The sequence below is a fragment of the Acinetobacter sp. CFCC 10889 genome, assembly GCF_003268395.1.
Taxonomy (GTDB): domain Bacteria; phylum Pseudomonadota; class Gammaproteobacteria; order Pseudomonadales; family Moraxellaceae; genus Acinetobacter.
The window spans coordinates 1-25834 of the sequence record NZ_LQXQ01000238.1 but is presented as its reverse complement, the minus strand read 5'-3'; the positions used below and the strand labels follow the sequence as shown (position 1 = coordinate 25834).

Below are 25834 nucleotides of genomic sequence, written 5' to 3'. Positions count from 1 at the left end.
TGATTTATGGCTGCTGAAGAACATGCCCTTACTTCGACCGAGTATATCAAGCATCACTTGACCAATATGACCTATGGCAAAATGCCAGACGGTACATGGAAATTGGCAGAAAGTGGTGCTGAAGCTCAACAGATGGGGTTCACTGCTATTCACTTGGATTCAATGGGTTGGTCTATCGGACTTGGTTTGATTTTCTGTTTGTTGTTCTGGTGTGTAGCGAAAGCTGCAAACTCTGGTGTTCCAACCAAGTTCCAGTCTGCAATCGAAATGATTATTGAGTTTGTAGATTCAAGTGTTCGTGATACTTTCCACGGGAAGTCTCGTTTGATTGCACCGTTGGCACTAACCATTTTTGTGTGGATTTTCCTCATGAACTTAATGGATTTAGTACCAGTAGATTTCATTCCGCATTTAGCTACGCTTATTGGTAGTAACGTGTTTGGTATGGATCCACATAGCGTGTATTTCAAAATTGTACCTACTACAGATCCTAACATTACTCTTGGTATGTCTTTATCTGTATTTGCTCTTATCATTTTCTACAGTATTCGTGAAAAAGGTGTGAGCGGTTTCGTAGGTGAATTGGCGCTGAATCCGTTCAATCCTAAGAATCCAATCGCTAAAGCGCTTTTAATTCCATTTAACTTGCTTTTGGAATTGGTAACTTTCCTTGCGCGTCCAATCTCTTTGGCTCTTCGACTTTTCGGTAACATGTATGCAGGTGAGTTAATCTTCATCTTAATCGCGTTACTACCGTTCTGGATCCAGTGGGCATTGTCTGTGCCATGGGCGATTTTCCATATTTTGATTATCACCCTGCAAGCATTTATTTTTATGATGCTAACCATCGTTTATCTAAGCATGGCAAGCGAAAAGCATTAATGGTATTACCTAACTATCAACCGGTGGTTAGGTACAGTTTTTTTAACTTAATTTGGTATAAAACCTAACCTCTGAGGAATTATCATGGAACTCACTTTAGGTCTAGTTGCAATTGCATCTGCTATCTTGATCGCTTTTGGTGCTTTAGGTACTGCGATTGGTTTCGGTCTTTTAGGCGGTCGCTTCCTTGAAGCTGTTGCTCGTCAACCAGAATTGGCTCCACAACTTCAAACTCGTATGTTCTTAATCGCGGGTCTTCTTGATGCTGTGCCTATGATCGGCGTTGGTATTGGTTTGTTCTTCATCTTCGCAAATCCATTTGTAGGTTAATCAGCTTAATTCCTAAATTAAACCATTGAGGAATTTGCAATGAATATCAACCTCACATTGATTGGCCAAGCGATTGCATTTGCGATTTTCGTCGCATTCTGCATGAAGTTTGTATGGCCACCACTAATCAATGCGATTAGTGAGCGTCAGCGTAAAATCGCTGATGGCTTAAATGCTGCTGAAAAAGCAAAAGCTGATCTTGCTGATGCGCAAGCACAAGTGAAGACAGAAATTGATGCAGCAAAAGCACAAGCGGCTCAATTGATCGAACAAGCGAACCGCCGTGCGGCACAATTGGTCGAAGAAGCGCGTACTCAAGCATCTGCTGAAGGTGAGCGTATTCGTCAACAAGCGAAAGATGCTGTTGATCAAGACATCAATTCTGCTCGCGAAGAATTACGTCAACAAGTTGCTGCTCTTGCAGTTGCTGGTGCAGAAAAAATTCTGAACCAACAAGTTGACGCAGAAGCTCATAATGCCATGCTGAATCAGCTGGCTGCTAAACTTTAAGAGAGGCGAATATGGCTGAACTCTTGACGTTGGCACGCCCATACGCTAAAGCAGCATTTGCTTATGCATCTGAGCAAAATGCAACTGACTCTTGGTCACAAGCATTACAAGTGCTCAGTGCTGCGGTGCAAGATGAAGCATTCTCCGCTTATTTAAATCGCCCTGAGTTGACACCTGTTGAGCAGGTAGCACTTTTTGCGAAAGTTTTAGGTGAACAGCAAACTGAAGCAGTGTCAAACTTTTTGACACTTCTTGCTGACAATGGTCGTTTGACTTTGTTACCTGAAATCGAAACAGAATTTGAACAACTCAAATCGCAAAATAACAAGACTGTTGACGTTGTAATTGAATCAGCTTTTCCGCTTGATTCAGTACAAGAACAGAAGTTGGCTCATGCGTTGGAAAAACGTTTGAACAGCGCTGTGAAAGTTACAGTTGAAGTAAACCCAGCATTGATTGCTGGTGTTGTTATTCGTGCAGGCGACCAAGTGATAGATGATTCTGCGCTTAGCAAGCTTGAAAAAATGCGTACTCGTCTTTTAGCGTAATTGTTAACAATCACTGCAAAGACGAAGACTGAACTAATAAAAGATTGAGGTATAGCGCAATGCAACAACTGAATCCATCCGAGATCAGTGCGCTCATTAAACAGCGTATCGGCGATCTGGACACCAGCGCGACCGCTAAGAACGAAGGGACCATTGTTATGGTTTCCGACGGTATTGTGCGTATTCACGGCCTTGCTGATGCAATGTACGGTGAAATGATCGAATTCGACGGCGGCTTATACGGTATGGCACTGAACCTAGAACAGGATTCAGTGGGCGTCGTTGTTTTAGGTAACTACTTAAGCCTTCAAGAAGGTCAAAAAGCGCGTTGCACAGGTCGTGTATTAGAAGTTCCGGTTGGTCCAGAACTTTTAGGCCGTGTAGTAGATGCTTTAGGTAATCCAATTGACGGTAAAGGTCCAATTGATGCGAAATTGACTGATAAAGTCGAAAAAGTTGCACCTGGTGTAATTTGGCGTCAATCAGTGGATGAGCCTGTACAAACTGGTTATAAATCAGTAGATACAATGATTCCTGTAGGCCGTGGTCAGCGTGAGTTGATCATTGGTGACCGTCAAACTGGTAAAACAGCGATGGCGATCGATGCGATTATCGCTCAGAAGAATTCTGGTATTAAATGTGTTTACGTTGCAGTTGGTCAAAAGCAATCAACGATTGCAAACGTAGTACGTAAGCTAGAAGAAACTGGTGCTATGGCGTATACAACTGTTGTAGCAGCAGCGGCAGCGGATCCAGCAGCAATGCTTTTCCTTGCTCCGTATTCTGGCTGTACAATGGGTGAATACTTCCGTGACCGCGGCGAAGATGCGTTAATTATTTATGATGATTTGTCTAAGCAAGCAGTTGCTTACCGTCAAATTTCATTGTTATTACGTCGTCCACCAGGTCGTGAAGCATATCCAGGTGACGTATTCTATCTTCACTCTCGTCTTCTTGAACGTGCTTCGCGCGTTTCTGCTGACTACGTTGAGCAATTCACGAAAGGTGAAGTTAAAGGTCAAACTGGTTCTTTAACTGCATTACCGATCATTGAAACTCAAGCAGGTGACGTATCTGCATTCGTACCAACAAACGTAATTTCGATTACTGATGGTCAGATCTTCCTTGAAACTTCATTGTTCAACGCAGGTATCCGTCCAGCAGTAAACGCAGGTATTTCGGTATCACGTGTTGGTGGTTCTGCTCAGACTAAGATCATTAAGAAATTGTCTGGTGGTATCCGTACTGCTTTAGCACAATACCGTGAATTAGCAGCGTTTGCTCAGTTCGCTTCTGACCTTGATGAAGCAACTCGTAAGCAACTTGAACATGGTCAACGTGTAACTGAATTAATGAAGCAAAAACAATATGCTCCATATTCAATTGCTGACCAAGCTGTTTCAGTTTATGCATCTAACGAAGGTTATATGACTGACGTTGACGTGAAGAAAATCGTAGACTTTGATGCTGCATTGATTTCTTACTTCCGTTCAGAGCATGCTGCATTAATGCAAAAAATCGATGAAACTGGTGATTGGAACAAAGACATCGAAGCTGCATTTAAAGCGGGTATTGAAAGCTTTAAAGCGACTCAAACTTACTAAGATTCAACGATGTTGAATCTAGTTATGGTTTGGTTCACGGATCAACCTTCGAAGGCTCGAAAGGGCTTTCGAATACTAGGTTAAGCGTATGGCAAATTTAAAAGAAATTCGCGCCAAAGTAGCTAGTATCAAAAGCACGCAGAAAATTACTCGCGCGATGCAGATGGTAGCAGCTTCTAAGATGCGTCGTGCGCAAGAGCGCATGGCTCAGGGCCGTCCGTATGCCGAAAATATGCACCGTGTAATTGCTCATTTGGTACAAGCGAATCCTGAATATAAACATCGTTATATGGTTGAACGCCCTGTAAAACGCGTTGGCTATATTATTGTTTCTTCAGATCGTGGTCTTGCTGGTGGTTTGAATATTAACTTGTTCAAAAAAGTGGTTAAACACGTACAGCAGCAACAAGAGCAGTCAATTGAAGTTCAATTTGCTTTAATTGGTCAAAAAGCGGTTTCGTTTTTTAAAAACTACGGCGGTAAAGTACTGGGTGCAACAACTAATTTAGGTGATGCTCCAAGTCTTGAACAGTTAACTGGTTCTGTACAGGTGATGTTAGATGCATTTGATAAAGGCGAATTAGATCGTATTTATCTTGTGTCAAACGGCTTTGTCAATGCCATGACTCAAAACCAAAAGGTTGAGCAACTTGTTCCTTTAGCTGCGGCTGAGACACAAGAAGGTCTAAACCGTCAATACGGTTGGGATTACCTCTATGAACCAGAAGCTGAAGAGCTGTTAAATGGTTTATTGGTTCGTTATATCGAGTCTATGGTGTATCAAGGTGTGATTGAAAACATCGCATGTGAACAATCTGCGCGTATGGTAGCAATGAAAGCTGCAACTGATAACGCAGGTGAGATCATCAAGAGCCTACAACTTATTTATAACAAGCTGCGTCAAGCCGCGATTACTCAGGAAATTTCTGAAATCGTTGGTGGTGCCGCTGCCGTTTAACATTATTTTGAATTGAGGAGACAGCAATGAGTAGCGGTCGTATCATTCAGATCATCGGCGCGGTTATCGACGTCGAGTTTGAACGCAACAGCGTTCCTAAGATCTATGACGCTCTACAGGTTGATGGCACTGAAACTACTTTAGAAGTTCAGCAACAACTTGGTGATGGCGTAGTTCGTACTATTGCAATGGGTTCTACTGAAGGACTTAAGCGTGGTTTGAACGCAACGAATACTGGCGCTCCAATCTCTGTACCTGTAGGTACTGCATGTTTGGGTCGTATCATGGACGTTCTTGGTCGCCCAATCGATGAAGCTGGTCCAGTTGCGACTGAAGAGCGTTTGCCGATTCACCGTCAAGCGCCTTCTTATGCTGAACAAGCAGCTTCTACTGACCTTTTAGAAACTGGTATTAAAGTCATCGACTTACTTTGCCCGTTCGCGAAAGGTGGTAAAGTTGGTCTGTTCGGTGGTGCCGGTGTTGGTAAAACCGTAAACATGATGGAATTGATCAACAACATCGCGAAAGCTCACTCAGGTTTATCTGTGTTTGCTGGTGTTGGTGAGCGTACTCGTGAAGGTAACGACTTCTATCACGAGATGAAAGATTCTAACGTTCTTGACAAAGTAGCAATGGTCTACGGTCAGATGAATGAGCCACCAGGTAACCGTTTACGCGTAGCGTTGACTGGTTTGACGATGGCTGAATATTTCCGTGACGAGAAAGACGAAAACGGCAAAGGTCGTGACGTTTTATTGTTCGTAGATAACATCTACCGTTATACACTTGCGGGTACTGAAGTATCAGCATTGTTAGGTCGTATGCCATCTGCTGTAGGTTATCAGCCAACTCTTGCAGAAGAGATGGGTGTTCTACAAGAACGTATTACATCGACTAAGTCTGGTTCTATTACGTCAATCCAAGCGGTATATGTACCTGCCGATGACTTAACAGATCCATCGCCTGCAACTACGTTCGCTCACTTGGACGCAACTGTTGTATTGAGCCGTGACATCGCATCTTCTGGTATTTACCCAGCGATCGATCCACTTGACTCAACTTCACGTCAGTTAGATCCACTTGTAGTCGGTGCTGAGCATTACGAAATCGCTCGTTCAGTTCAAAACGTTCTTCAACGTTATAAAGAATTGAAAGACATTATTGCAATTCTTGGTATGGACGAATTGGCTGAGGAAGACAAACTTACTGTATACCGTGCACGTAAGATCCAACGTTTCTTCTCTCAACCGTTCCACGTAGCTGAAGTGTTTACTGGTGCGCCTGGTAAACTTGTACCGCTTAAAGAAACAATTCGTGGCTTTAAAGGTCTTCTAGCTGGTGAATACGATCACATCCCAGAACAAGCGTTCTATATGGTTGGTGGTATTGACGAAGTGATTGCTAAAGCTGAGAAACTTTAATTAGTTCCCTAATTTAGGAGATTCTCATGTCTACAATGCAATGTGATGTTGTCAGTGTTAAAGAGTCTTTGTACTCAGGCACTGTAACAATGCTAATCGCTAAAGGTGCTGGCGGTGAATTGGGTATTATGCCTGGTCATGCTCCGTTGGTCACTTTACTTAAGCCGGGCGCGATTCGCGTTCTGCTTGAGAATGGTACAGAAGAGTTAATCTATGTATCTGGTGGTGTACTTGAAGTCCAACCGCATGTTGTGACCGTTCTTGCAGATACTGCAGTTCGTGCTGACAATTTAGATGAAGCTGCAATTATTGAAGCACGTAAAAATGCTGAAAACTTGCTTGCAAATCAAAAGAGCGATTTGGACGCTGCTGCTGCTTTGGCTGCTCTTGCAGAAACTGCTGCTCAGTTGGAAACTATCCGCAAAATCAAAAACCGCGCTCAATAAGACGCAGTTTGAGATTGAAGAACCGTCCGAAAGGGCGGTTTTTTTTATAAATATTCAAATGATAAAAAATGATTGTTGATATATTTTTATGTTAGTATTTAATTTACTCAGATAAAAATTAAAAAATTATGAAATTTAGAGTCACACTACAAAGTAATGATTATTATCAATTTTATATGAAAAATTATCAAAAAATAGAACCTCGTATATATCAAAAGAATCAGATGCGGGTATATGGTTTATTGATGATCGTTTGTTCAACTATAGCAATTTTTTTTCTGTACAAGATGTTTCGTGAATATCATATTGAACTATTGAATTACGCATTAATTGCATTGATTTGCCTTATTATTACACTTATATTTTATGTTGTTTCGTATTCAAAATATTATATTGATTGTATGGCAGAAGACTCAAAGATCATTGTAGGTGAAAAAGAAATTGAATTAAACGCACAATATATTATAGAAAGTACAGAACTTTATAGCTTAAAGACCGATTGGGAACTTGTATCTATAATTGAAAAAACTGAGAAGCATCTCTTTATTTTTTTTGGTTTAGGTGTTGGTATTATTCTCCCATTGGATCAAATCACAAGTGAAATTGAACAAAAAATCAAAGATTATTGTCCCCATATACCATTCACCTTATGCAAGAAAAAATTCAATCAGTAAGATCAAAATCAAAAATGAGCTTTAAGTTAAAGCTCATTCACTGCTTTGCTGGAGTTTGGAATATACAAAGTTTCTTCAGGCAATAAAGCCTTTGCTTCGTCCAATTTTTCTTCTAAAACCAACTGATGAATATGTTGTGCTTCTTGTGTAATATCGGTGATATTGACAATCCAATCTTGGATATAATGTTGAACAGCTTCACCTGTTAAACCAATTTGAATTGCACGATAGTCCAAAGGTTTTAAGTAAAGGTTTCTTTCGGGATCCCATTGAATGCGTACGGGATGTTGATCTTTAAATTTTTGCCAAGTCTCATTGTCCATATGTTCAGCTTTATGGCTTGTACAACTATGTTCCAAAGCCCAATCAAAGCCTTGCTTGGATATATCAATCGCAAGTATGCTCTTTTGCCCATCATCTTTATAGCCCCATCCACAGCGGTACATCATCCATAAATAGGATGGTTTAATCCATGTCATTCGACTTTCTTTGAAATATGGATTATCGATAAAACTATTATTTTGTACCGCATGTTGAGCAAGTGCTTGGTTATAAGCTTGATATACTCGGATAGTATTTGATGTTTGAGATGCTCTAATTTCTTTGAATTTATTCACTTTTTTCCTATAAAATTATTATTTTAAAATGATAGGTATTATCATTTTTAGATTTTATTTTAAATGAATTTAAAATAATTGGCAATATGACACTTTAAATTTTTTATTCAGAACAATGCTATGTAGTAATTTCATAAAGTATTTTAAATGATTTTATGATGATTCATTTTTCTCCAATAAAAATTGCTTTTGGATAAATTGACTATAATCATCCCCCAAAGCCAATTCATAATTTTTAAAAATTTCTCTACGAATAGACGTTGTTGCTTGATTACTTTTAGGATTAAAACCTATTTTTTCTACATCTTGCCAATACAGACCAGTCCCTCTTTTTTGCCATGCAGGTAATTCATTAAAATTAATATCACGACTCAAAAGCAGATCATGCTTTGCTTGGCGGTTCAGACCTTTAACTTGTGCGGTTGCAGTATTGACGGATTCACCTTCTTTACGCAGCATCCAATAACAATGCGCATTTAAAGCATTACGATGAGCATCTTCATGTCGCCAACGGAAATAATCTTCTACCGTTTTTGCATTGGGTAGAATACAAATACGGGTATCAAAAATTGCTAAATCGCCCTGCATTAAACTAAATTTGGCGCTGGCTTCTGCCGCCAAAATTGAAATAATTTTGCGTGTCTTACGATTAAAACTATTTTCTAAAGGATGAAATAGCAAAGAAATTTCATCACTTTGCGTATAGCCATAGATGATATTAAAACCACATTGCATCAAATGAGCAGTCGTTTCAACCATCAAATCTCTAAAGCAGATGTCAAAAGGTGCATCAAATTGCCAAACTTCTTTGGTCAGTCGTGTAAAGCCTTTACCATCAAGTCGTACCACGATATATTGCTCAGGCGGTACACAAAAATCATAAGCAGTTTCAAAAACACGCAAACGTTGGTCTAAATCATCAAATCTCATGCTGTTGTTCTTTTATGTCGAGGAGTTGTATGGAGAATTGTCCTTGTCCTATGATTTTAACTTGATAAATTTCATCAAAACCTTCTTGAAGCAGAGGACTTTCAAATCTTTTTGCAGTTGCGAGCACACCTTGATCAGGAATGCGTTCTTTACCTTCACGTTGTCGATTGCGCTGTAAAGCATCATCCAAATCTGTGGCAAAATAATAACAAATCACTTCAAACTCAGCATCTTTAGCATGTTGCATGTAGCGGGCACGATCAGCACGAGTCATGTTGGTATTATCAATCACCATTTTAGTTTTTGAGACTAAGCCCGCTTCAAATAAAATATTTTCACGATGCCGAGTTTTTAACATATCCAAGTTGATACGAAGATGAGTTTTATAAAAATACTCTTTATAAAATGTAGATTTACCTGAGGCTTGGACACCTATAAAAATGATCAATTGCATATTTAAATTCTGTCATTTTTGTATGTTCAACATTAAAGCATGCTTCAAATCATAAAGACAATCTCACTTGAAAATGTCAAAGTTGTACCGCTAAAGTTGCATTGGGTTATATTATATTTCCACGTATGTTAGAAGAAATTGTCAAAGTTGAATAATTCATGATGAAACTGATCGAGCAACAAGCACATTTTTGGGAACTGTATCAGGATGCTGTACAGTATTATTTTAGTATTGCCATCGACATGAGTTCAGTTGTGTCATGTTGGTATATTCATTTAGATGCGGAAGATGAATTGTTGTATCGAGAAAATGGTCGACAATTTTTAGAAGATTTTGCACAAGAAATTATTCAACAAACCTATCGTGGTGACTTTTCATTCGTAGAACAACGTCAGGTATCTGATCAGATTCAACAAGCAATGCAGCAAGCATTTAAAGTACATTGCTAACTTTGACAATAGTATGGCAATAAAAGGACATTTCACTTTGAGAAATATCCCTTTTATTTTTGAAAATGGATGAATTTGAAATTTTGCTCAATAGGCTATGTTAACTATTTGACGATTCATTTTTAGGAATCATCATCCCTGCGAGTTTGAGCATTTCAGATTGGATTGTTCCCATTTGTTTTTCGATTTTATCAAAATCAATTTTACTAAAATCTACTTCACCATTTAACAATGGGGCATTAAGCACCTGCTTGTTTGTAGATAAGACCTGTTGGCGCATACTGTCGATTTCTTGGCTTTTCAAATCTAAAGAAATCAATGCAGTATTAAAGCCTTGTAATTCACGACTTAGATTTTTAGCAGTTTCTTGTAGCTGTTGTGGGTCTTTACTGTCAATCGCCGCTTGTAAGTCACTTTGCGCTTGTTGCAATTTTTCAATGTAGTCACCAGTTTTAAGCTGAACATCTGCTACATCTCGTGCGATATAAAACATATTGCCGCTTTTTAAGTTTTCATTATTTTGTACTTGTGCTGCTTCAGTTTCGACTTCTGTGGCTAAAGAGTTATTTGTATGGGATTCACTTTGTGGAGTTTCAGTTTGCTCAAATTGTTCAGTGCGTTCTTGTGGTTCAGCCGCTTGGTTACAACCGAGTAAAAGCATACCTGAAGTAAAAATAACAAAAGGAAGAAGTGCGCCTTGAAGTAGCTTTTTCATAACATCCAAATTCAAAAATAATCTTATGATTTTCAATATAAAACTGAACTATGGATAAAGATAGGATTGTTGCAAAGAGATAACAGTTTATTACTTTATTTATATTCTCTATATGTTTAATGGATAAAAAAGATGACTATAGCCATCTTTTTTTATATTGAGTTGGAAATTATGCTTTAGCAAGTTCCGCTTCGATCGCTTGTACAATACGTGGATCATCTGCTGTGATATCTGGTGCAAAACGAGCTACGATTTCGCCATTTTTATTGACTAAAAATTTTTCAAAGTTCCAAAGTACTTCTGGTTTTGGATTTGGTGTTAAACCATAATCTACCAAGTCTTTCCACCACGGACCTTCACCGATACGTTCAGGAATAGCATGAATTAAGGTGTCATATAGAGGATGTTTATCATCACCTGCGACTGAAATTTTAGCAAAAAGTGGAAAATGTACATCATAGGTTAATGAACAAAATTGTTGAATTTCTTCATTAGAACCAGGTTCTTGTGCTAAGAAGTTATTTGCAGGAAAAGCTAAAATTTCTAAACCTTGCTGTTTTTTAGTTTGATAGAGTTTTTCTAAGCCTTCATATTGTGGGGTAAGTCCACATTTCGATGCACGTTAACTAAGAGTAAAACTTTGCCTTGATATTGATTGAGAGTGACGTTTTCACCTTGAATGGTTTGAACTGGAATGTCGTAAACGGATGCGCTCATGTTGTTGTCCTAAAGTCATTTTCAAAAATATTATGCTTTAATGTTGTAGCGATTATTCACATTTTCAGCAAGATATAATTGTCAGAATCATACAATTTAAGACAAAAAAATCATGGGTTTTGCTTTTTTGTATGTGCTGTTATTGATTTACAGTGTCTATTTTATTTTGCACATTAAGAATTTCTGTTGATAATATTTCTTTTAATTCAATTGCTTCAACTTGTAGTTCTTCGATTTTTTCCCAATCAGGTGAATGCCTTAAACCTTCTTCAGAAAGCTGAATACTTAAATTATTTATTTGCTTGGTTTTAGTTCGGATGCTATTTACCTCTGGACTTTTTAAAGTGAGCGTATCTAATTCTTGATTAAAATCTTCGACAAATTTTTTCATTCTATTCACAATCATTTGTAATGCTGCTTTATCACTTTTTTGTGCAGCCTGTATCACTTCATTTTGTAAAGTTAACGCTTCTTTGGCTTTATGTGCGGAAAGTTTTTCGATCGTAGAAAATTCATCTTTGATCACTGTATTTGCTTGGGGAATCAGTGGCTGAGTTCTTTTGGGTTGTAGGGGAATAGTCGTTGCAGAAACGACTGATACTTGTATAAAAAGGAATACAAATAAGAAAAAGATTTTTTTCATTGTCATTTTTTCAAATCTTAAAAAGAATTATATTTTAGCGGAATTTATCATTTTTATTGTGATCATGACGCATCTTAAATAAAGTTTTTATTTTTCAAGCAACTGTGTCGGTGTTTGCCCTGTATAACGCTTAAAAAATTCAATAAAACTCGAACTTTGCTTATAACCTAGGGCTAAACTAATTTTTTTAATGGAATGACCACGATGTAATTGGGTAATGGCATAAATAATTTTACTGCGATTACGCCATTCGGAGACTGACATCGAAAGTTCACGTTGACTTAGCCTTAAAATATGCCGTTCACTCAGTTCAAATGCTGCTAAAATTTGCTGTAGCGTTTCAGAAAATCGAGTAGAGTCAGCCAATTGTTGTAAAATAGGAGCTAAAACAGGATGGTGACTTTGTGGTAAATACTGATCATAGCAAGGTGCAAAAGTGAGTTGGTCTAAGAGTATTTGTAACAAATGCTGTTGATATTGCTGTGAAGAATTTTGACTTTTTTGCTGTACTAAAATTTCATGTACAGTTTGTCTGAGAAAAGGTTGTACAGTCAATGTTTGGCAACGACTAGAAAATTGCTGACATAATTGGGGATGAATACGAATACAAATAAAGTGCGTATTGTGTAGATCCAAAGCAATCGAGCAATGCTCAGTTTGTGGTGGAATCCAAATGCCATAACTGGGTGGGGACAAATAGCATTGTTGATCAATGGAAAACTCAAGTAAGCCATTTAAACTAAAATTAAAATCCCCCCATAAGCAGCTATGGGGAGTAACAACATCATCTTTTTTATAATGGAATTCTTCAATTTCAATCCATTGACTGAGTTGGCTTACATTGTCCATTAAGCACATATTTCCTAAATTTGAATTCCAAAAGTTATGTATTTTCACAACTGATTTTAGGATTATTCAGCCCACGTGACCATGTGAAAATTGAAAGCAAAGCCAACACGATAAAGCTTAAAACACTATACAGTAAAATATTGGCATTAAAATGATCAACAATATAACCACCAAACAATGAACCTACAGCGATCATGACTTGGAAAAATCCAACAAATAAAGGCATGCCTTTTTCAACAGCATGAGGTGCATGTACAAACATCCAGATATTGGCAGTGGTTGGAAATGCGCCAAATGAGAAGCCCCAAAGTGCAGTGAAAATAATTGCACCTATTTTATAAATTGCAAATATTGGGAAACAGAAATAGACCACAGCAAAGCATAGGCTGACAAAAGCAAAGGTATAGCGCACATTGAGATTACCTGCATAACCTGCAAAGGCATTACCAAAAACACCTGCTACACCATAGAGCAAGAGCAAATAACTAATGGTTGCACCGTCAAAACCTGCGACATTTTTAAAAAATGGTGCGAGATAACTATAAGAAGAAAAATGCGCCAAACCGACTAAAAGAATAATAATCAAACCTTTACGTGCTTTAGCCTCTTTAAGTAAAGCAGGGAGGTCACGAAAATGAATCGCTGAACTGGGTTTGAGTGCAGGCAAAAACAAAAGCTCTAAAAGTAAAACGATAGCACCCACTATAGAAGTTAATAAAAATGCGGTTCGCCAACCAAAAAACTCACTGAGCCATGTCCCGATTGGCACACCCAATACTGTTGCTAATGTGACGCCTGCCATAACAATCGCTGTGGCTTTGGCAATAGGTAAATGTGAGGGAGCTAATTTTCCACTTAAAGCAATCGCAGTCGCCCAAAATCCTCCTATTGCAATGCCGAGAATGAACCGACTGATGAGGAGTAGTTCAAAACTATGAGACATTGCGGTGATGACATTCGCAATAACCATGATCGCTGTGAGTCCAATCAGTAAATAACGCCGATCTAAAGTTTTGACTGAAACTGGGACAAGCGGTGCAGCGAGTGCTGCCATGATCCCGGGTAAGGTGATGACCAAGCCTGCTGTGCCAACAGAAACATTGAGATCAGTAGCAATCGCATTCAAAACGCCAATGGGTAAAAACTCACTGGTGACCAATGCAAAAGCAGTGACTGCAACTGTGATTAGAGCAAGCCAACTGCCATTTTCACTGGGGGGAGAGTCTTGTGTATTGTTTAAAGAAGAAGAATTTATCGCTGACATGGGGGTGTAACTCCTATAGGGAATTTTTTCTTTAAATAATGATCGTTACAAAAATAAAATATTTGATTGAAAAGCCAATGTCAATTAATTTAATAATGATTGTTATAAAAAAATATGTGAAGTTTATGACAGAGCAGAAAATTGCAGCATCTGAAGATTTAGAACAAACGGTGACTAAACGTAAACGTGGTCGTCCAAAATGCTTTGATGAACAACAAGCATTACAACAAGCCATGTTGCTATTTTGGGAATATGGCTATGAAGCCACGTCTATGAGTGATTTAACACAGGCATTGAATTTATCTGCGCCCAGTTTGTACAGCAGTTTTGGCGATAAATCGCAATTATTTCAACGCTGTTTAGAATATTACTTGCAGCATGAAGCTTGTCCAATTGAACCAATTTTCCAAAGTGCCAAAACAGCAAAAATCGCTATAGAATTATATTTGTATGAAAATATCAAACGTTTAGTGCAAGATCATAAACCAACAGGTTGCATGTTGGTGGTTGCGGCGATGAATTGTTCAGAAGAAAATCAGCCTTTACAACAAGATCTATTGTCAAAACGACAGCAAGTGAAACAGCGTTTGTACCAACGCTTAGCACAAGGTGTGCAAGAGGGTGATTTGTCTACGCAGGTGAATGTACAAGAAATGACAGATTTTTATAGTACTGTGATCCAAGGTTTAACTTTGCAAGCTCGAGATGGCGTGGAAAAAGAGCAGTTGAATCAAGTGGTGAAGCATGCGATGCAAGCATGGAGTCTCTTTGAAAAATAAACGATTTGCGAAGTTTCTTGTTCAAGAAAAAATCCAATCTGTCGTGTCCAAACTCAGATATAAATGTCTGAAATACGATATTTAAAAGTTTTTAGACTTGCTTAAAATAGAACAGGTCTTCTTTGAATGTGACTTGAACGATGAATGCAAAAACGAGCACAGTGTGGTGGGCATTTAGCTTACCGATCATTGCCGTATTAATCTGGTCAATGAATATTGCAGTGACACGTTATGTTGCTGATTTTATTACACCTGTAAGTATCAGTTTCTATCGTTGGTTGGTGGCATTTATTATTTTGACGCCATTTATGGCAAAGAAAATGTGGCAAAATCGTCATTTGATTCGTCAACATTTTTGGCAGTTTGCCATTCTTAGTGCTTTTGGCATGGTGCTATATCAAGGTTTAGCCTATTCAGCAGCACATCATACTTCTGCAACCAATATGGGCATCATTAATGCCTTTATTCCTGTTTTTACCATCTTTGTCTCTATGCTGATTTTGCATGAAATTCCCAATCGTTTTGCAGTGATTGGCAGCATTTTGTCATTTTTTGGCTTAGTTTATGTGATGGCACAAGGAAATTTTGCCAGTTTGCTCGGTTTAGGTGGACATTCGGGCGATTTCGTGATGATTTTGGCGGTGTTCTTCTATGCTTTTTATGGGGTTTTCCTGAAAAAATGGCAGTTACAAGTACCACTTCTCATCAGTCTATATATTCAAATTGGTTTTGCTTTGATTTATCACTTGCCATTTATTGCATGGTTTGGGCTACAAAGTATTGATGTAAATAATGTTGGTAGCGTGTTGTATGCGGGGATTTTTCCATCCTTGATTGCACCCTTTGTTTGGATGTTAGCCGTACAGCATTTAGGACCCAATCGAACCAGTATTTTTATAAATCTTATGCCCGTTTTTACTGCCATTATCGCCTTTTTTTGGCTTAATGAAGCATGGACGATTTATCACAGCATTGGTGGTTTAATTATTTTACTGGGCATTGTACTTGCACAGAAAAAAGTCAAAGCGTTGAATTAATAACCAAACGGTATAAAATATTAAAAATTTTTTATATTTTATTTTGATCGATTGAGAGCTAAAAGCTATTAATCAGGACTTGGTTAAAAGTTGATATGCTGCTTTTTAAAAAATATAAAGTAAATAGAGCAATTTAATTTTATTGAATTCCAAATGATTTACTTGGATTGGAGTGTCGTTTAGATTTTGTAAAATATAGATGAAATTTGTATTAAGACTGAATCTATAGCATAATACACACATAGACAACATGGCACGAAATGTCATTGAAAAGTTGTTTAAGCCAATTTTTTATACCCTCTGGATGTGATCCACATCCTTTTTTATGCTCAGCCGACCCTATATGGCTGAGCTTTTTTTTGCCCGAAATTTAGTGAAAGTTTATTGGCTTTTTCAAATAAAAAAAAGCTTTAGTTATATGCTTATCTAAAGCTTTAAAAGATCGATTTCGAGTCTAAAATAAGCATTAAGCCCGAATCACTTCACCTGTAATTGCATCTAAAATGCGGCTTGGTTGCTGACTTAGTCCCAAATCACCATTTAAATAGTTGAGTTGGGCAGCAAAATAACGATTAGCATCTTGTAATGAACGTGCAGGTTCTAAACCCGCTGGGTTAGCACTGGTTGAAACAATAAAACCATTAAAGGCATTACATAATGCTGTACAGAGGGGATGTGTGGTGACACGCACTGCAACTTGGGGATGATCACCTTTAATCCATTGTGGAATACTTTCATCAGCAGGGAGAAGCCAAGTAGTTGCACGTTCAGTTTGTGTGCGATGTGTCCAAGTTTCAATGACTTGTTGGCGGATTTGCGGCGCTAAGTTTTTCAATAAATGTTCAACTTGAGAAATTTGTCCCGCAAGTAAAATGACACCCTTTTCAATTGGACGCTGCTTTAGCCGTAAAATTTCTAAAAATGCCTGTTCATTCATTGGGTCGCAACCTAAGCCCCATACTGCCTCTGTCGGATAAGCAAGTACTTTGCCTTGACGCAGAATTTGAGCAGCTTCAGCAACTGAGGTTGTCATCATGGATCTTCACCTTGTCAGTTTTTAAAGGACTATTGTGAACCTTAATGACTCGCTCGGCAACGTAAGTACAAGCCAGATTGTTGAATGCATAAGCCCAAAAGCTCTAATTCCATTAGATAGCCTGTTAAAACTGCAATATCTAAATTAAGCTTTTGATGAAGAATATCAATCTCTTGCCCGACCCAATCAAGCTGCTGATAGAGTTGAAATAAATGCTCAGGTAATTCGGGTAACTTTTCTTTTTCTTCGCTTTTTTCAGTATTTTTACAATGCCAATGCGTGGGTAAAGCCAAATCTTCAATGATTTGCTCAGGATGATCCACCAAAATTGCACCTTCACGAATCAATTGATGGCAACCTTGATGATATTCACTATAAATATGACCGGGGATTGCAAAGATGATTTTACCTTGTTCTGCTGCGGCTTGTGCAGTGATGAGTGAACCACTTTCTAGGGCAGCTTCAGCCACTAAAACCCCTAAACTTAAACCACTGACGATGCGATTACGGCGTGGGAAATTTGATTTTAACGGTGGCGTGTTTGGCAAATACAGAGAAATAATAGTACCTGCATTATCTAAAATCTGTGCATGTAATTGTCGATTTTGAGAGGGATAGACCTGTTCCAATCCTGTGCCTACTACAGCAATGGTGCGTAAATTTTTCAGTGCGCCTGTGTGTGCCGCAGCATCAATACCTTCAGCCAAACCACTGGTAATAAAAAAGCCTTTTTCACTGAGATAATAAGCAAAATCATAAGCGACTTGTTTACCGTGTGGGCTCGGTTTGCGACTGCCCACAATTGCAACTTGTGGTTGAGCTAAATTTTGCCAAGCACCTTGTCCAAATAAAATAGGTGGATGATCCGAATAGGGTAGCAGTTGCTGTGGATAATGGGGATCATGATCCAAAAGAATAAAATCACTATGTTGCTTTAATTTTTCAAGACAAGCATAAAATGCGGTTTGTCCTTGATCAGTTAAAAAATCTTGAGCACGTTGGACATGGTTTTTATGAACATTTACCTCAGACCAACGTGCTAAATTTTCACTCGAAACAGCTTGAGCCACTGAACCAAAGTAAGTTTCGAGACTACGAAATGCAAGCTTAGAATGTTGAACCAAATACCATAACTTGATGGTGTCTAATTGCACATCAGATATAAAGTTCAACATGCGCGCATCACATTTTTAAGTTGCTTTTAGGGTTTAGTTGTCCGCGATAGCAGGTGTTTGAATCGCAGCACCAACTTTGATTGGTAGGGCACTATCAAGCACATAGCCATAGCTAAAACGGTCAAAGGTTTTAAATACCATCAAAGTACCAACATTCTGGTTAGGGAGTTTGATTGCTTCTTTGGTTTTTGGATCACGTACTACTTCACCTTGCTGGTAAATGCTAAATACTTGTCCAGCTTTTGCACCATCAATACGACCACGATCAATAGTGACGACACCATTTACTGCACCTGTGCCGATTGAGCCTTGTACACGGACAATTTTACCACCTGAAAGTACTTCATTTTGTGCTGTTGGGTAGAAAATTGAAGGTAAATCATAATCATAAACAGGGAGAACAAAATCACCATTACGTACTTCAGCGTTATAGCTATTTGTTAGTTCTAATGTGGTAATGTCATTTTCACCAGCAACTGCAACGGCTGAAGCAACTTCACTTAGTTCTTGACCAGCATTGTATTTTTTGCCTTTTTCATCAAGGAACATATATGGTTCTGCTTGACGATAAACGCCATAACGTTGCCCAACAACTAAACCATTACCACGAGCATAGACGGTTTGACCTGCGCCTGTGATCACACGATTGTCGGCTGCACCTAAGATATAAGGTACACCTGTGAGTGACTCTGGTGACACGATAATGCTATGTTCTAACCATGGTTTAATGTCTGCACTGGAAACGATTGGAATGGTATTACCAATAGCTTCGACACGAACTTGTGGATGTAGAGATGCACCGCCTTGATGGCGACGAATGATACCATCACAGCCATCACCTTCATCTACACCGATGAGTGGACGACCATTTAAGCTACAAAGCAATAACTTATCACCAGGATAAATCCAATGTGGATTTTTAACATGACGGTTACTTGCCCAAATTTCTTTCCAGCGCCATGGTTTACTGAGGAATCTGCCTGAAATATCCCACAAGGTATCGCCACGTTTTACAACATAAACATGTGGCGCATTAGCTTTTAGAGAAGGAGGATTTTGATTTGGACTAGGTGCCGCATGTGCAATGTCCACTACAGCTACACCTGCACTCACGCACAATGCCATAGCCAAAACCTGCTTTCTAAACCCCGTGGCATTAATGTTTATGCCATTGAAAAACTTTATCATTATCATAATTCCTGAAATTATGCGTATAAATACGTTATAATTGCATCTTACACACTTTTATTTAATGAAGCATATTCTTCATTTAGTTTTTTAGATCAATGGCATAGCAAGTGAGGATAAGTATGGCCTTATTACCTATTTTAAGTTTTCCTGATCCCCGTTTGCGCACCATTGCAAAACCAGTCAATGAAGTGACGGATCAGATCCGTCAGCTTGCGGCAGATATGTTTGAAACCATGTATGCTGCACCTGGTATAGGTTTGGCTGCAACACAAGTAGATCATCATATTCAGCTCATCGTGATGGATTTATCTGAACATCAAGATCACCCTATGGTCTTCATTAACCCCAAAGTCGCCCCGCTTACAGAGGAAACCCTCCCTTATGAGGAAGGCTGCCTATCTGTGCCTCAAATATACGATAAAGTTGAACGCCCGTCACGTGTCAAAATCCAAGCACTCAATTTAGAAGGTGAAACTTTTGAAATTGAAGCGGATGGTTTACTCGCAGTGTGTATTCAACATGAAATCGACCATTTAAATGGTAAATTATTTGTCGATTATTTGTCACCATTAAAACGTCAACGTGCACGTGAAAAAGTGGAAAAAGTGGTGCGTCAGCGTGAAAAACAGAAAGTTCCAGCAAAACGTTAATGCTTTGTAGGAGATTTTGTTGAATAAAAGCCCAATTTTAATTGGGCTTTGTTATACTGTAACAACTAAAATGTTGGGTTAAACCTATTGAAATGTTGTTAAGGAATGGCTTACTGCTCAGTACATTGGCAGTATTTTTACAGATTGCTGTTTTTTTACAGCCTTTGTTGCCGAAGCAATATCAAATTGCACCGGTCTGTGAAACCATTTCCCAAGCGTTGATACAAACCAATTTTTATCAAAAACATCAACATTCAACCCACCATCAACATACTTCTCATGAATCCTCTATTCATGACATGCAGGTGAAATCTGCCAGTCTTGGGCATGATCACCATGATCCCAACCATCAATGTCAGTACTGTACTGTATATGGCAATTTGGTTTTGCCTCCTGAACTTGAGGTGAAACAGGTTTTGGATCGAATCCAAGTCCGTTTAATCGCTTTTCAACAGACATTTAGCCATGTTTGGTTTGTTTTACAGCGTTTATTTCTCATTCCTCAAGGGCGAGCCCCACCACTTTTCGTTTAAATCCAATTCTTTTTTCTGGGTCTGTATAGGCTCCAGTCGAGTTTTATTTAAAATTTAAGTGAGAAATGAAAATGGCTCAGCCAAAATTCTTTTTACAGCCACTGACGGCTGCGATTTGTGTTGCGTGTTATTCAGGTAGTGTTCAAGCAGAACAAGAGGTACAACAGTTAGCACCTGTGGTATTAACTGCACAAAAAGCCAATGATGCCAATGGCTTGATCGTTCGAGCTGATCCAAAACAGCCGATTCAGCCAGTACCTGCAACCGATGGTGCAGATTATTTACAAAGCATTGCAGGTTTTAGTTCAATTAAAAATGGTGGTACTAACGGTGATGTGACCTTTCGGGGAATGTTTGGTTCACGAATTAAAATATTAACCGATGGCACAGAAAATTTAGGTGCATGTCCTGCACGTATGGATGCTCCAACTTCTTATATTCAACCTGAAAGTTTTGACCGAATTACAGTCACCAAAGGACCACAAACGGTGCAATATGCCAATACAGGCTCGGCAGCAACGGTGATTTTTGAACGTCAAAAACCAAAACTGTCTGATGAGAAAAAATATCAAGGACAAGCCAGTGCATTGATGGGTTCTTATGGACGTATTGACCAAAATATTGAAGCCATTGTGGGTGATGAGCAAAAATATATGCGTTTAAACACAGGACGTTCAGAATCAAACAGTTATCAAGATGGTGATGGCAATACTGTTCCATCTGCTTGGGAGCGTTGGAATGCTGATCTTGCATTGGGTTGGACACCTGATACCGATACATGGGTAGAACTGACTGGCGGCAAATCAGATGGTGAAGCGTTGTATGCAGGGCGTGACATGGATGGATCGAAGTTTGCCCGTGAAAGTTTGGGGCTGCGTTTTGAAAAGAAAAATGTCACTGATGTGATTCAAAAAGTCGAAGGACAGATCAACTATAGTTATAACGACCATGTGATGGATAACTTCAGATTACGTACACCGCCAATGATGGAAATGGATCATGGTGGGCATAAAATGAAAATGCCGAATCCATCTGAAATGCAAGTGACACGCCGTACTTTAAATTCACGACTTGCTGTAACGTCTGAATGGGATAAATTGAGTTTGATCACAGGGATAGATTCACAACAAAATCATCATGCAGGCAGTATGACCTCAATGATGATGAATATGCCATTAAGTACCAATATGAAATTTAATTCCTATGGTGCATTTGGTGAATTAGCATATCAATTCAATGATCATTATAAGTTGGTATCAGGTGCTCGAATTGACCACGTGAAAATTGATGCCATTAAACTTAATGATGACCGTAAAGAAACTCTGCCAAGTGCTTTTATTCGTTTGGAAAATCAACATCCTGAACATGATGCTAAAACCTATATTGGCTTGGGTTATGTAGAGCGTGTACCTGATTATTGGGAATTGTTTAGCACTGCTCATGGTAATAGCGGAATGTCAAAACCGACATTCAACGATTTGGATACTGAAAAAACTTTGCAGTTAGATCTCGGTTATCAACATCAGCATGGCGCATTTAAATCATGGGCATCTGCATACGCAGGTCTGATCAATGACTATATTTTGCTGAGCTATCATAATCATGCAACAGGGCATGGGCACGGCTCTAGCTTTAGTGCAGGTGCTAAAAATGTTGATGCAACTATTGCAGGTGCAGAAGCTGGGATTGGTTATGATTTTACAGATGCATTACAGTCTGATGTGAGCCTTGCTTATGCATGGGGTGAGAACAGTGACAGTAATGATCCATTACCACAAATTGCACCTTTAGAAGGGCGTTTTAACTTACGCTATGTGCAAGATAAATATACACTTGGGTTGTTGTGGCGTGTTGTGGCAAAACAAGATCGCATTAGCCTTAATCAAGGTAATATCGTGGGCTATGATATGGCGGAAAGCAAAAGTTTCAATACACTGGCTTTGAACGCTTCTTATAACCTTGTGGATGATGTTAATCTCGCAATTGGTGTGGATAATGTCCTAGATAAGACTTATACAGAGCATTTGAATAAAGCAGGTAGTTCAGGATTTGGTTTTGCGAGCACAGAACAGTTCAATAATATTGGACGTAACTACTGGGCGCGGATCAGTATGAAGTTCTAAGCAACACACTCTCAAATAATTCAGCACAAAAGCCATTGTTTTTATACAGTGGCTTCTGTCAAAATCTATAAAAATAAAGCGTTTAATCTTAGAAATGACAATCGATATTGATGAAATTGCTCGTACATTAGCTGCATGTCAAGAATATGAAATCTCAGCTCTGCACTGGGATGAACATCATAAAGCAGCATTAGCTGTGGCACTAAAAAAATATACAGATGAGCCATTTAAAGTTTATCGTTTACTGCGCAAAGAGCAGGGTGAAACGCTTTATTTACTGTGTCTTGCTTCGCATCAAACAAATAAAGCCTGTGAAGCAGAATATCGCAAAACAAGTTTTTTTAGACGCAGTATGCCTTTTTTGCTTTTATTTAGCATATTTTTACTCACTGCATTTTTTGCTAAATCTAAAGATTCATTTTTATCAGCGACATTTCTCATCAGTATGCCTTTTGTGATGGGCGCTTTATTTGAATATGTGCGTAGCGTCAGTAGTCAACGTGTTGCAAGTATCAAAAATGTTTTAAAAACCCAATTATGGGTCATGCTTATTCTGTTAATAGTGAGTGTTTTTGTACTCAAAGAAGGCACAATTTGCGTGATCATGGCATCGCCATTGCTTTTAGCAGCACTCATCATAGGTGCTTTGCTCATGCGTAGTGTCTGTCAATATTTATGGAAACCAACAAAGAAAATTTATTCTTTGGCATTGTTACCACTTTTGTTAATTGCTTTTTTACCAAAACAAAGCAGTGACTATTTTGGACAAACCCAACGAGAAATGATTATTCATGCACCTCAAACTGAAGTTTTTCGTGCAATTAATCAGATTGGTCAAATTAAAGTAGAAGAAGTTCCTGATAGTTTTATTTTTACCATGGGTTTTCCAAAGCCGATTTTTGGTATGACTGAACAAAAAGCCGAAGGAATGGTGCGTACGATCCAATGGGAACGTGGGGTGAAATTTGAAGAAAAAGTATTGGCAAATCATTCACCTTATTTACTGAGTTGGGATTATCAATTCAACAAAAACTCATTTCCTAAAGGTTCTTTGGATGACCATGTTGAAGTCGGTGGACAATATTTTGATTTGCTCAAAACTGATTATCAGCTTGAAAAAATTGATGATCAAACAACTAAGCTTATTTTAACTATTGATTACCGTGTTTCGACTGAATTTAATTGGTATAGCAAAGTTTGGATCAATTATGTTTTAGCTGAGTTTAGTGATGTAGTGATGACAATTCATAAAAACCGATTGGAAAAGAGTTAAAAAAGGCGATACGACTGTGGGAGAGCATGTACAGTCGTATCACAGCTGAAAAATTATTGATGCATACTTGCCAATTGCTGACCTGCATTTTGATATAAAGTATTGGAATATTCCTGTTGCGTTCGACCATGACGCTGTAAAAACTGCTCTAAACGTGAGTTATGGCGAGCACTACGATAAATAACGGTATTCTTGGCAAATAAATATAACGGATACCATGCCACAGGGCGTGGTTTTAAACCGAGCGCTTTCATTTTCTTTTTACCAATAAACAATTGGGTAATGTCCAAATGATTCCGATAGGCTTTCTTCTGTAAAAAGGTTTTAAAATGCGGATATTGTCGTTCAAAAGGCTCTTTGGACAAGCTGACTGCTAACTGACGACTACTGTCATCGGTCGCAGGATGCGCATAGTTCATCCAGTGTAATAATTTCCATCCTTCAGACTCTTTATTCACTAACCATTTTTCATCAATCCCCATTAACCATCCAGCATATTTCCAAAAGTGTAATATAGCTTCCGATTCCGTTTTGCTGGGGAAAATGCCCAAAGCACGAGAACCGATTAACAACAAACCACTGAATGCAATATTGGTCATGGCTTGATCATACTGATTAATGGGTGTACCCCAAAATTCATGATCCCAATCTTTAGATTTATTCAATTGAAAACGTACTAAAGAATGAATAAAACGCACATAAATGGTTGAGGTAAAGCCTGTATTAAAACGCTCAAAGCTATGATGTTGATTGACATCCAACCACCATTTTTGTGTTTCAGCCAAACGCTTTCCTGCATATTGACTCAATGCACCCGTCATAATCAAAGGTTGATTAAAGCCCGGGAACTGATAACCGACCATCAACGCCGCATCGCGTAAAATAAACGTAGTGTTATGCCCAAGTCGATGAGTAAAATTAACTGCTGTGGTTAATTTTTCTGGTTCAAGCCATGCAGGTGGTGTAGTCACTAAATTGAAAAACGCCGTTAGAATCGGCTCATCAACATCAAGCTTTTCAACGCCTTGATACAGCGCAGTTTCAAATAATTTGCGATTACGCCGTGGATTCTCCATCACCCATTGCATGACTTGATCCATCGCAACATCGCCTGTGAATAGACTTTGATTCAGTGCAAGGTAGTCATCATAAGTAGGAATAAAATTCTGATCGGTGAATTGATGAAAAACTTTTGAAATCAAATCACTGTGGCGCATTTTTTCAAATGATGCCAAACGTTTTGCAATTATTTGTTCTGACATGACATTCTCATATTGATTGTTATTTAGTCAAACTTTAATATGAATAATTATTCGCATTCAATTCGCATTTAAAAAATACGCTAAACCTCTAATAAAAGAGACAATAAATGAGAAAACAACCACAACAGCAAAGAGCCATTCAGATTGTGAATGATATTTTGGAAGCTACACAGCGATGTATTGCAGAACAGGGCATACAACAACTGACCACACCCAAGATTTCAGAAAAATCAGGTGTCAGTGTCGGCTCTATCTATCAATATTTTGAAAATAAAGAACAAATCATCCAAGAATTATTACGTAGAAAGAGTGAAAACTTAGGAATGGCACTCAAACAACTTGCGACCCAACAAGAACAAATGCCATTAGAACAACTGATTCCGATCAGTATCCAATTTGGTTTTGACATGATGAAAGCGGATGGAGGGTTTTTTATAGAGGTGCTGAAACATTGGCATGGTTATATTAATTCCGATGCAGCACAGATTGTTGAGCAACATTTTTTTGAAGTTGGGATCTATGTGTTTAATCAGTTTTTTCAGCATTGGAGTTTTGAAATGTTGAAAAATAAATCCTTTGTAATCATTAACAGTACTTTATTCACCATGATGCGCTATGTGAGTAATAATAGTTTTCTTATTTCAGAACAACAGCTTAAGAAAGAATTAACGATGATGATTTTGGCTTATTTAGAAGTAGAAAATATAAGTGAAATAAAATAATAAATAAAAATTACAATAAAAACAAAGATTTGATATTTTGTT

Annotated in this window: 28 protein-coding genes and 1 pseudogene; 17 read left to right on the top strand and 12 right to left on the bottom strand. The window is 38.4% G+C overall.

The features are described 5' to 3' along the window. The first annotated feature begins 6 nt into the window (after window positions 1-6). From atpB to AVJ19_RS22170, 9 genes are all read left to right on the top strand, one after another. Window positions 7-882, top strand: a complete 876-nt coding sequence (atpB, locus tag AVJ19_RS21620) for a F0F1 ATP synthase subunit A (RefSeq protein WP_068975643.1) — start codon at window positions 7-9, stop codon at window positions 880-882. 84 nt (window positions 883-966) lie between these two features. Continuing rightward, window positions 967-1212, top strand: a complete 246-nt coding sequence (atpE, locus tag AVJ19_RS21615; RefSeq protein ID WP_000424060.1) for a F0F1 ATP synthase subunit C — start codon at window positions 967-969, stop codon at window positions 1210-1212. 39 nt (window positions 1213-1251) lie between these two features. Further along, entirely contained in the window at window positions 1252-1722 is a 471-nt protein-coding gene (locus AVJ19_RS21610) for a F0F1 ATP synthase subunit B (RefSeq protein WP_111861470.1), read from the top strand. A gap of 11 nt (window positions 1723-1733) precedes the next feature. Continuing rightward, the gene (locus AVJ19_RS21605) at window positions 1734-2270 is read left to right on the top strand and encodes a F0F1 ATP synthase subunit delta (protein WP_111861469.1); all 537 of its coding nucleotides are present in this window, start codon (window positions 1734-1736) and stop codon (window positions 2268-2270) included. Between the two features lie 59 nt (window positions 2271-2329). Beyond that, entirely contained in the window at window positions 2330-3874 is a 1545-nt protein-coding gene (gene atpA, locus AVJ19_RS21600) for a F0F1 ATP synthase subunit alpha (protein WP_107008915.1), read from the top strand. Window positions 3875-3962: 88 nt separating this feature from the next. Then, window positions 3963-4832: a F0F1 ATP synthase subunit gamma gene (gene atpG / locus AVJ19_RS21595; protein ID WP_107008914.1), complete on the top strand. Its 870-nt coding sequence runs from the start codon at window positions 3963-3965 to the stop codon at window positions 4830-4832. 26 nt (window positions 4833-4858) lie between these two features. Next, window positions 4859-6253, top strand: a complete 1395-nt coding sequence (gene atpD / locus AVJ19_RS21590; protein ID WP_111861468.1) for a F0F1 ATP synthase subunit beta — start codon at window positions 4859-4861, stop codon at window positions 6251-6253. A 26-nt stretch (window positions 6254-6279) separates the two neighbouring features. Next, on the top strand, window positions 6280-6699 hold the full coding sequence (locus AVJ19_RS21585; protein ID WP_111861467.1) for a F0F1 ATP synthase subunit epsilon: 420 nt from the start codon (window positions 6280-6282) through the stop codon (window positions 6697-6699). 401 nt (window positions 6700-7100) lie between these two features. Next, window positions 7101-7373 carry a hypothetical protein gene (locus tag AVJ19_RS22170; protein WP_162626712.1) on the top strand — a complete coding sequence of 91 codons (273 nt, stop codon included), beginning with the start codon at window positions 7101-7103 and terminating at the stop codon, window positions 7371-7373. Window positions 7374-7399: 26 nt separating this feature from the next. Here the strand turns inward: AVJ19_RS22170 and AVJ19_RS21575 are convergent, their stop codons facing one another. The 3 genes from AVJ19_RS21575 to AVJ19_RS21565 form a co-directional block, all read right to left on the bottom strand. Then, complete coding sequence (locus AVJ19_RS21575) at window positions 7400-7990, bottom strand: DUF4291 domain-containing protein (protein WP_111861465.1); 591 nt, start codon at window positions 7988-7990, stop codon at window positions 7400-7402. Between the two features lie 153 nt (window positions 7991-8143). Continuing rightward, entirely contained in the window at window positions 8144-8920 is a 777-nt protein-coding gene (locus AVJ19_RS21570; protein ID WP_111861464.1) for a tRNA(His) guanylyltransferase Thg1 family protein, read from the bottom strand. After that, window positions 8910-9374, bottom strand: a complete 465-nt coding sequence (locus AVJ19_RS21565) for an ATP-binding protein (protein WP_111861463.1) — start codon at window positions 9372-9374, stop codon at window positions 8910-8912. Before AVJ19_RS21565 ends, AVJ19_RS21570 begins: the two co-directional genes overlap by 11 nt. Before the next feature lie 161 nt (window positions 9375-9535). On the opposite strand from AVJ19_RS21565, the gene AVJ19_RS21560 reads away from it, so the two are divergent. Then, window positions 9536-9823, top strand: a complete 288-nt coding sequence (locus AVJ19_RS21560) for a hypothetical protein (protein ID WP_111861494.1) — start codon at window positions 9536-9538, stop codon at window positions 9821-9823. Window positions 9824-9923: 100 nt separating this feature from the next. Here the strand turns inward: AVJ19_RS21560 and AVJ19_RS21555 are convergent, their stop codons facing one another. The 5 genes and pseudogenes from AVJ19_RS21555 to AVJ19_RS21535 all read right to left on the bottom strand — a co-directional run bounded on the left by AVJ19_RS21555 (window position 9924) and on the right by AVJ19_RS21535 (window position 14011). Then, window positions 9924-10538, bottom strand: a complete 615-nt coding sequence (locus tag AVJ19_RS21555) for a hypothetical protein (protein WP_111861462.1) — start codon at window positions 10536-10538, stop codon at window positions 9924-9926. Between the two features lie 169 nt (window positions 10539-10707). Beyond that, a pseudogene (locus tag AVJ19_RS21550) lies at window positions 10708-11255 on the bottom strand (glutathione peroxidase). A 139-nt stretch (window positions 11256-11394) separates the two neighbouring features. Continuing rightward, entirely contained in the window at window positions 11395-11898 is a 504-nt protein-coding gene (locus tag AVJ19_RS21545) for a hypothetical protein (RefSeq protein WP_162626711.1), read from the bottom strand. Between the two features lie 87 nt (window positions 11899-11985). After that, entirely contained in the window at window positions 11986-12747 is a 762-nt protein-coding gene (locus AVJ19_RS21540) for an AraC family transcriptional regulator (RefSeq protein WP_111861460.1), read from the bottom strand. Between the two features lie 34 nt (window positions 12748-12781). Then, the gene (locus tag AVJ19_RS21535; protein WP_111861459.1) at window positions 12782-14011 is read right to left on the bottom strand and encodes an MFS transporter; all 1230 of its coding nucleotides are present in this window, start codon (window positions 14009-14011) and stop codon (window positions 12782-12784) included. Between the two features lie 125 nt (window positions 14012-14136). On the opposite strand from AVJ19_RS21535, the gene AVJ19_RS21530 reads away from it, so the two are divergent. After that, on the top strand, window positions 14137-14790 hold the full coding sequence (locus AVJ19_RS21530; RefSeq protein ID WP_228203431.1) for a TetR/AcrR family transcriptional regulator: 654 nt from the start codon (window positions 14137-14139) through the stop codon (window positions 14788-14790). 140 nt (window positions 14791-14930) lie between these two features. After that, the gene (locus AVJ19_RS21525; RefSeq protein WP_111861458.1) at window positions 14931-15827 is read left to right on the top strand and encodes a DMT family transporter; all 897 of its coding nucleotides are present in this window, start codon (window positions 14931-14933) and stop codon (window positions 15825-15827) included. Between the two features lie 466 nt (window positions 15828-16293). Here the strand turns inward: AVJ19_RS21525 and AVJ19_RS21520 are convergent, their stop codons facing one another. From AVJ19_RS21520 to AVJ19_RS21510, 3 genes are read right to left on the bottom strand one after another with little or no spacing between them, the layout of a single operon-like run. Further along, complete coding sequence (locus AVJ19_RS21520) at window positions 16294-16863, bottom strand: L-threonylcarbamoyladenylate synthase (RefSeq protein ID WP_111861457.1); 570 nt, start codon at window positions 16861-16863, stop codon at window positions 16294-16296. A 41-nt stretch (window positions 16864-16904) separates the two neighbouring features. Continuing rightward, entirely contained in the window at window positions 16905-18038 is a 1134-nt protein-coding gene (gene dprA, locus AVJ19_RS21515; RefSeq protein ID WP_111861456.1) for a DNA-processing protein DprA, read from the bottom strand. A 33-nt stretch (window positions 18039-18071) separates the two neighbouring features. After that, the gene (locus tag AVJ19_RS21510) at window positions 18072-19226 is read right to left on the bottom strand and encodes a LysM peptidoglycan-binding domain-containing protein (protein ID WP_111861455.1); all 1155 of its coding nucleotides are present in this window, start codon (window positions 19224-19226) and stop codon (window positions 18072-18074) included. A gap of 122 nt (window positions 19227-19348) precedes the next feature. Here AVJ19_RS21510 and def point away from each other — a divergent pair, with 122 nt between their 5' ends. From def to AVJ19_RS21490, 4 genes are all read left to right on the top strand, one after another. Further along, window positions 19349-19879 carry a peptide deformylase gene (gene def, locus AVJ19_RS21505; protein WP_111861454.1) on the top strand — a complete coding sequence of 177 codons (531 nt, stop codon included), beginning with the start codon at window positions 19349-19351 and terminating at the stop codon, window positions 19877-19879. 92 nt (window positions 19880-19971) lie between these two features. Continuing rightward, window positions 19972-20412, top strand: a complete 441-nt coding sequence (locus AVJ19_RS21500) for a DUF2946 family protein (protein WP_111861453.1) — start codon at window positions 19972-19974, stop codon at window positions 20410-20412. 71 nt (window positions 20413-20483) lie between these two features. Continuing rightward, window positions 20484-22535, top strand: a complete 2052-nt coding sequence (locus AVJ19_RS21495; RefSeq protein WP_111861452.1) for a TonB-dependent copper receptor — start codon at window positions 20484-20486, stop codon at window positions 22533-22535. A 94-nt stretch (window positions 22536-22629) separates the two neighbouring features. Continuing rightward, a complete protein-coding gene (locus tag AVJ19_RS21490) occupies window positions 22630-23808 on the top strand; it encodes a hypothetical protein (RefSeq protein WP_111861451.1) in 1179 nt (392 codons plus the stop codon). A gap of 53 nt (window positions 23809-23861) precedes the next feature. Here AVJ19_RS21490 and AVJ19_RS21485 read toward each other — a convergent pair whose 3' ends face one another. Further along, the gene (locus AVJ19_RS21485; protein WP_111861450.1) at window positions 23862-25070 is read right to left on the bottom strand and encodes an oxygenase MpaB family protein; all 1209 of its coding nucleotides are present in this window, start codon (window positions 25068-25070) and stop codon (window positions 23862-23864) included. Window positions 25071-25177: 107 nt separating this feature from the next. Between AVJ19_RS21485 and AVJ19_RS21480 the strand changes: the two genes are divergently transcribed. Beyond that, the gene (locus AVJ19_RS21480; protein WP_111861449.1) at window positions 25178-25792 is read left to right on the top strand and encodes a TetR/AcrR family transcriptional regulator; all 615 of its coding nucleotides are present in this window, start codon (window positions 25178-25180) and stop codon (window positions 25790-25792) included. Window positions 25793-25834 lie beyond the last annotated feature (42 nt).

Bases quoted from the DNA above. Each gene is read 5' to 3' on its own strand.
- atpB (WP_068975643.1), top strand. From the start codon at position 7: ATGGCTGCTGAAGAACATGCCCTTACTTCGACCGAGTATATCAAGCAT.
- atpE (WP_000424060.1), top strand. From the start codon at position 967: ATGGAACTCACTTTAGGTCTAGTTGCAATTGCATCTGCTATCTTGATC.
- AVJ19_RS21610 (WP_111861470.1), top strand. From the start codon at position 1,252: ATGAATATCAACCTCACATTGATTGGCCAAGCGATTGCATTTGCGATT.
- AVJ19_RS21605 (WP_111861469.1), top strand. From the start codon at position 1,734: ATGGCTGAACTCTTGACGTTGGCACGCCCATACGCTAAAGCAGCATTT.
- atpA (WP_107008915.1), top strand. From the start codon at position 2,330: ATGCAACAACTGAATCCATCCGAGATCAGTGCGCTCATTAAACAGCGT.
- atpG (WP_107008914.1), top strand. From the start codon at position 3,963: ATGGCAAATTTAAAAGAAATTCGCGCCAAAGTAGCTAGTATCAAAAGC.
- atpD (WP_111861468.1), top strand. From the start codon at position 4,859: ATGAGTAGCGGTCGTATCATTCAGATCATCGGCGCGGTTATCGACGTC.
- AVJ19_RS21585 (WP_111861467.1), top strand. From the start codon at position 6,280: ATGTCTACAATGCAATGTGATGTTGTCAGTGTTAAAGAGTCTTTGTAC.
- AVJ19_RS22170 (WP_162626712.1), top strand. From the start codon at position 7,101: ATGGCAGAAGACTCAAAGATCATTGTAGGTGAAAAAGAAATTGAATTA.
- AVJ19_RS21570 (WP_111861464.1), bottom strand. From the start codon at position 8,920: ATGAGATTTGATGATTTAGACCAACGTTTGCGTGTTTTTGAAACTGCT.
- AVJ19_RS21565 (WP_111861463.1), bottom strand. From the start codon at position 9,374: ATGCAATTGATCATTTTTATAGGTGTCCAAGCCTCAGGTAAATCTACA.
- AVJ19_RS21560 (WP_111861494.1), top strand. From the start codon at position 9,536: ATGAAACTGATCGAGCAACAAGCACATTTTTGGGAACTGTATCAGGAT.
- AVJ19_RS21555 (WP_111861462.1), bottom strand. From the start codon at position 10,538: ATGAAAAAGCTACTTCAAGGCGCACTTCTTCCTTTTGTTATTTTTACT.
- AVJ19_RS21545 (WP_162626711.1), bottom strand. From the start codon at position 11,898: ATGAAAAAAATCTTTTTCTTATTTGTATTCCTTTTTATACAAGTATCA.
- AVJ19_RS21540 (WP_111861460.1), bottom strand. From the start codon at position 12,747: ATGGACAATGTAAGCCAACTCAGTCAATGGATTGAAATTGAAGAATTC.
- AVJ19_RS21535 (WP_111861459.1), bottom strand. From the start codon at position 14,011: ATGTCAGCGATAAATTCTTCTTCTTTAAACAATACACAAGACTCTCCC.
- AVJ19_RS21530 (WP_228203431.1), top strand. From the start codon at position 14,137: ATGACAGAGCAGAAAATTGCAGCATCTGAAGATTTAGAACAAACGGTG.
- AVJ19_RS21525 (WP_111861458.1), top strand. From the start codon at position 14,931: ATGAATGCAAAAACGAGCACAGTGTGGTGGGCATTTAGCTTACCGATC.
- AVJ19_RS21520 (WP_111861457.1), bottom strand. From the start codon at position 16,863: ATGATGACAACCTCAGTTGCTGAAGCTGCTCAAATTCTGCGTCAAGGC.
- dprA (WP_111861456.1), bottom strand. From the start codon at position 18,038: ATGTTGAACTTTATATCTGATGTGCAATTAGACACCATCAAGTTATGG.
- AVJ19_RS21510 (WP_111861455.1), bottom strand. From the start codon at position 19,226: ATGATAAAGTTTTTCAATGGCATAAACATTAATGCCACGGGGTTTAGA.
- def (WP_111861454.1), top strand. From the start codon at position 19,349: ATGGCCTTATTACCTATTTTAAGTTTTCCTGATCCCCGTTTGCGCACC.
- AVJ19_RS21500 (WP_111861453.1), top strand. From the start codon at position 19,972: ATGTTGTTAAGGAATGGCTTACTGCTCAGTACATTGGCAGTATTTTTA.
- AVJ19_RS21495 (WP_111861452.1), top strand. From the start codon at position 20,484: ATGGCTCAGCCAAAATTCTTTTTACAGCCACTGACGGCTGCGATTTGT.
- AVJ19_RS21490 (WP_111861451.1), top strand. From the start codon at position 22,630: ATGACAATCGATATTGATGAAATTGCTCGTACATTAGCTGCATGTCAA.
- AVJ19_RS21485 (WP_111861450.1), bottom strand. From the start codon at position 25,070: ATGTCAGAACAAATAATTGCAAAACGTTTGGCATCATTTGAAAAAATG.
- AVJ19_RS21480 (WP_111861449.1), top strand. From the start codon at position 25,178: ATGAGAAAACAACCACAACAGCAAAGAGCCATTCAGATTGTGAATGAT.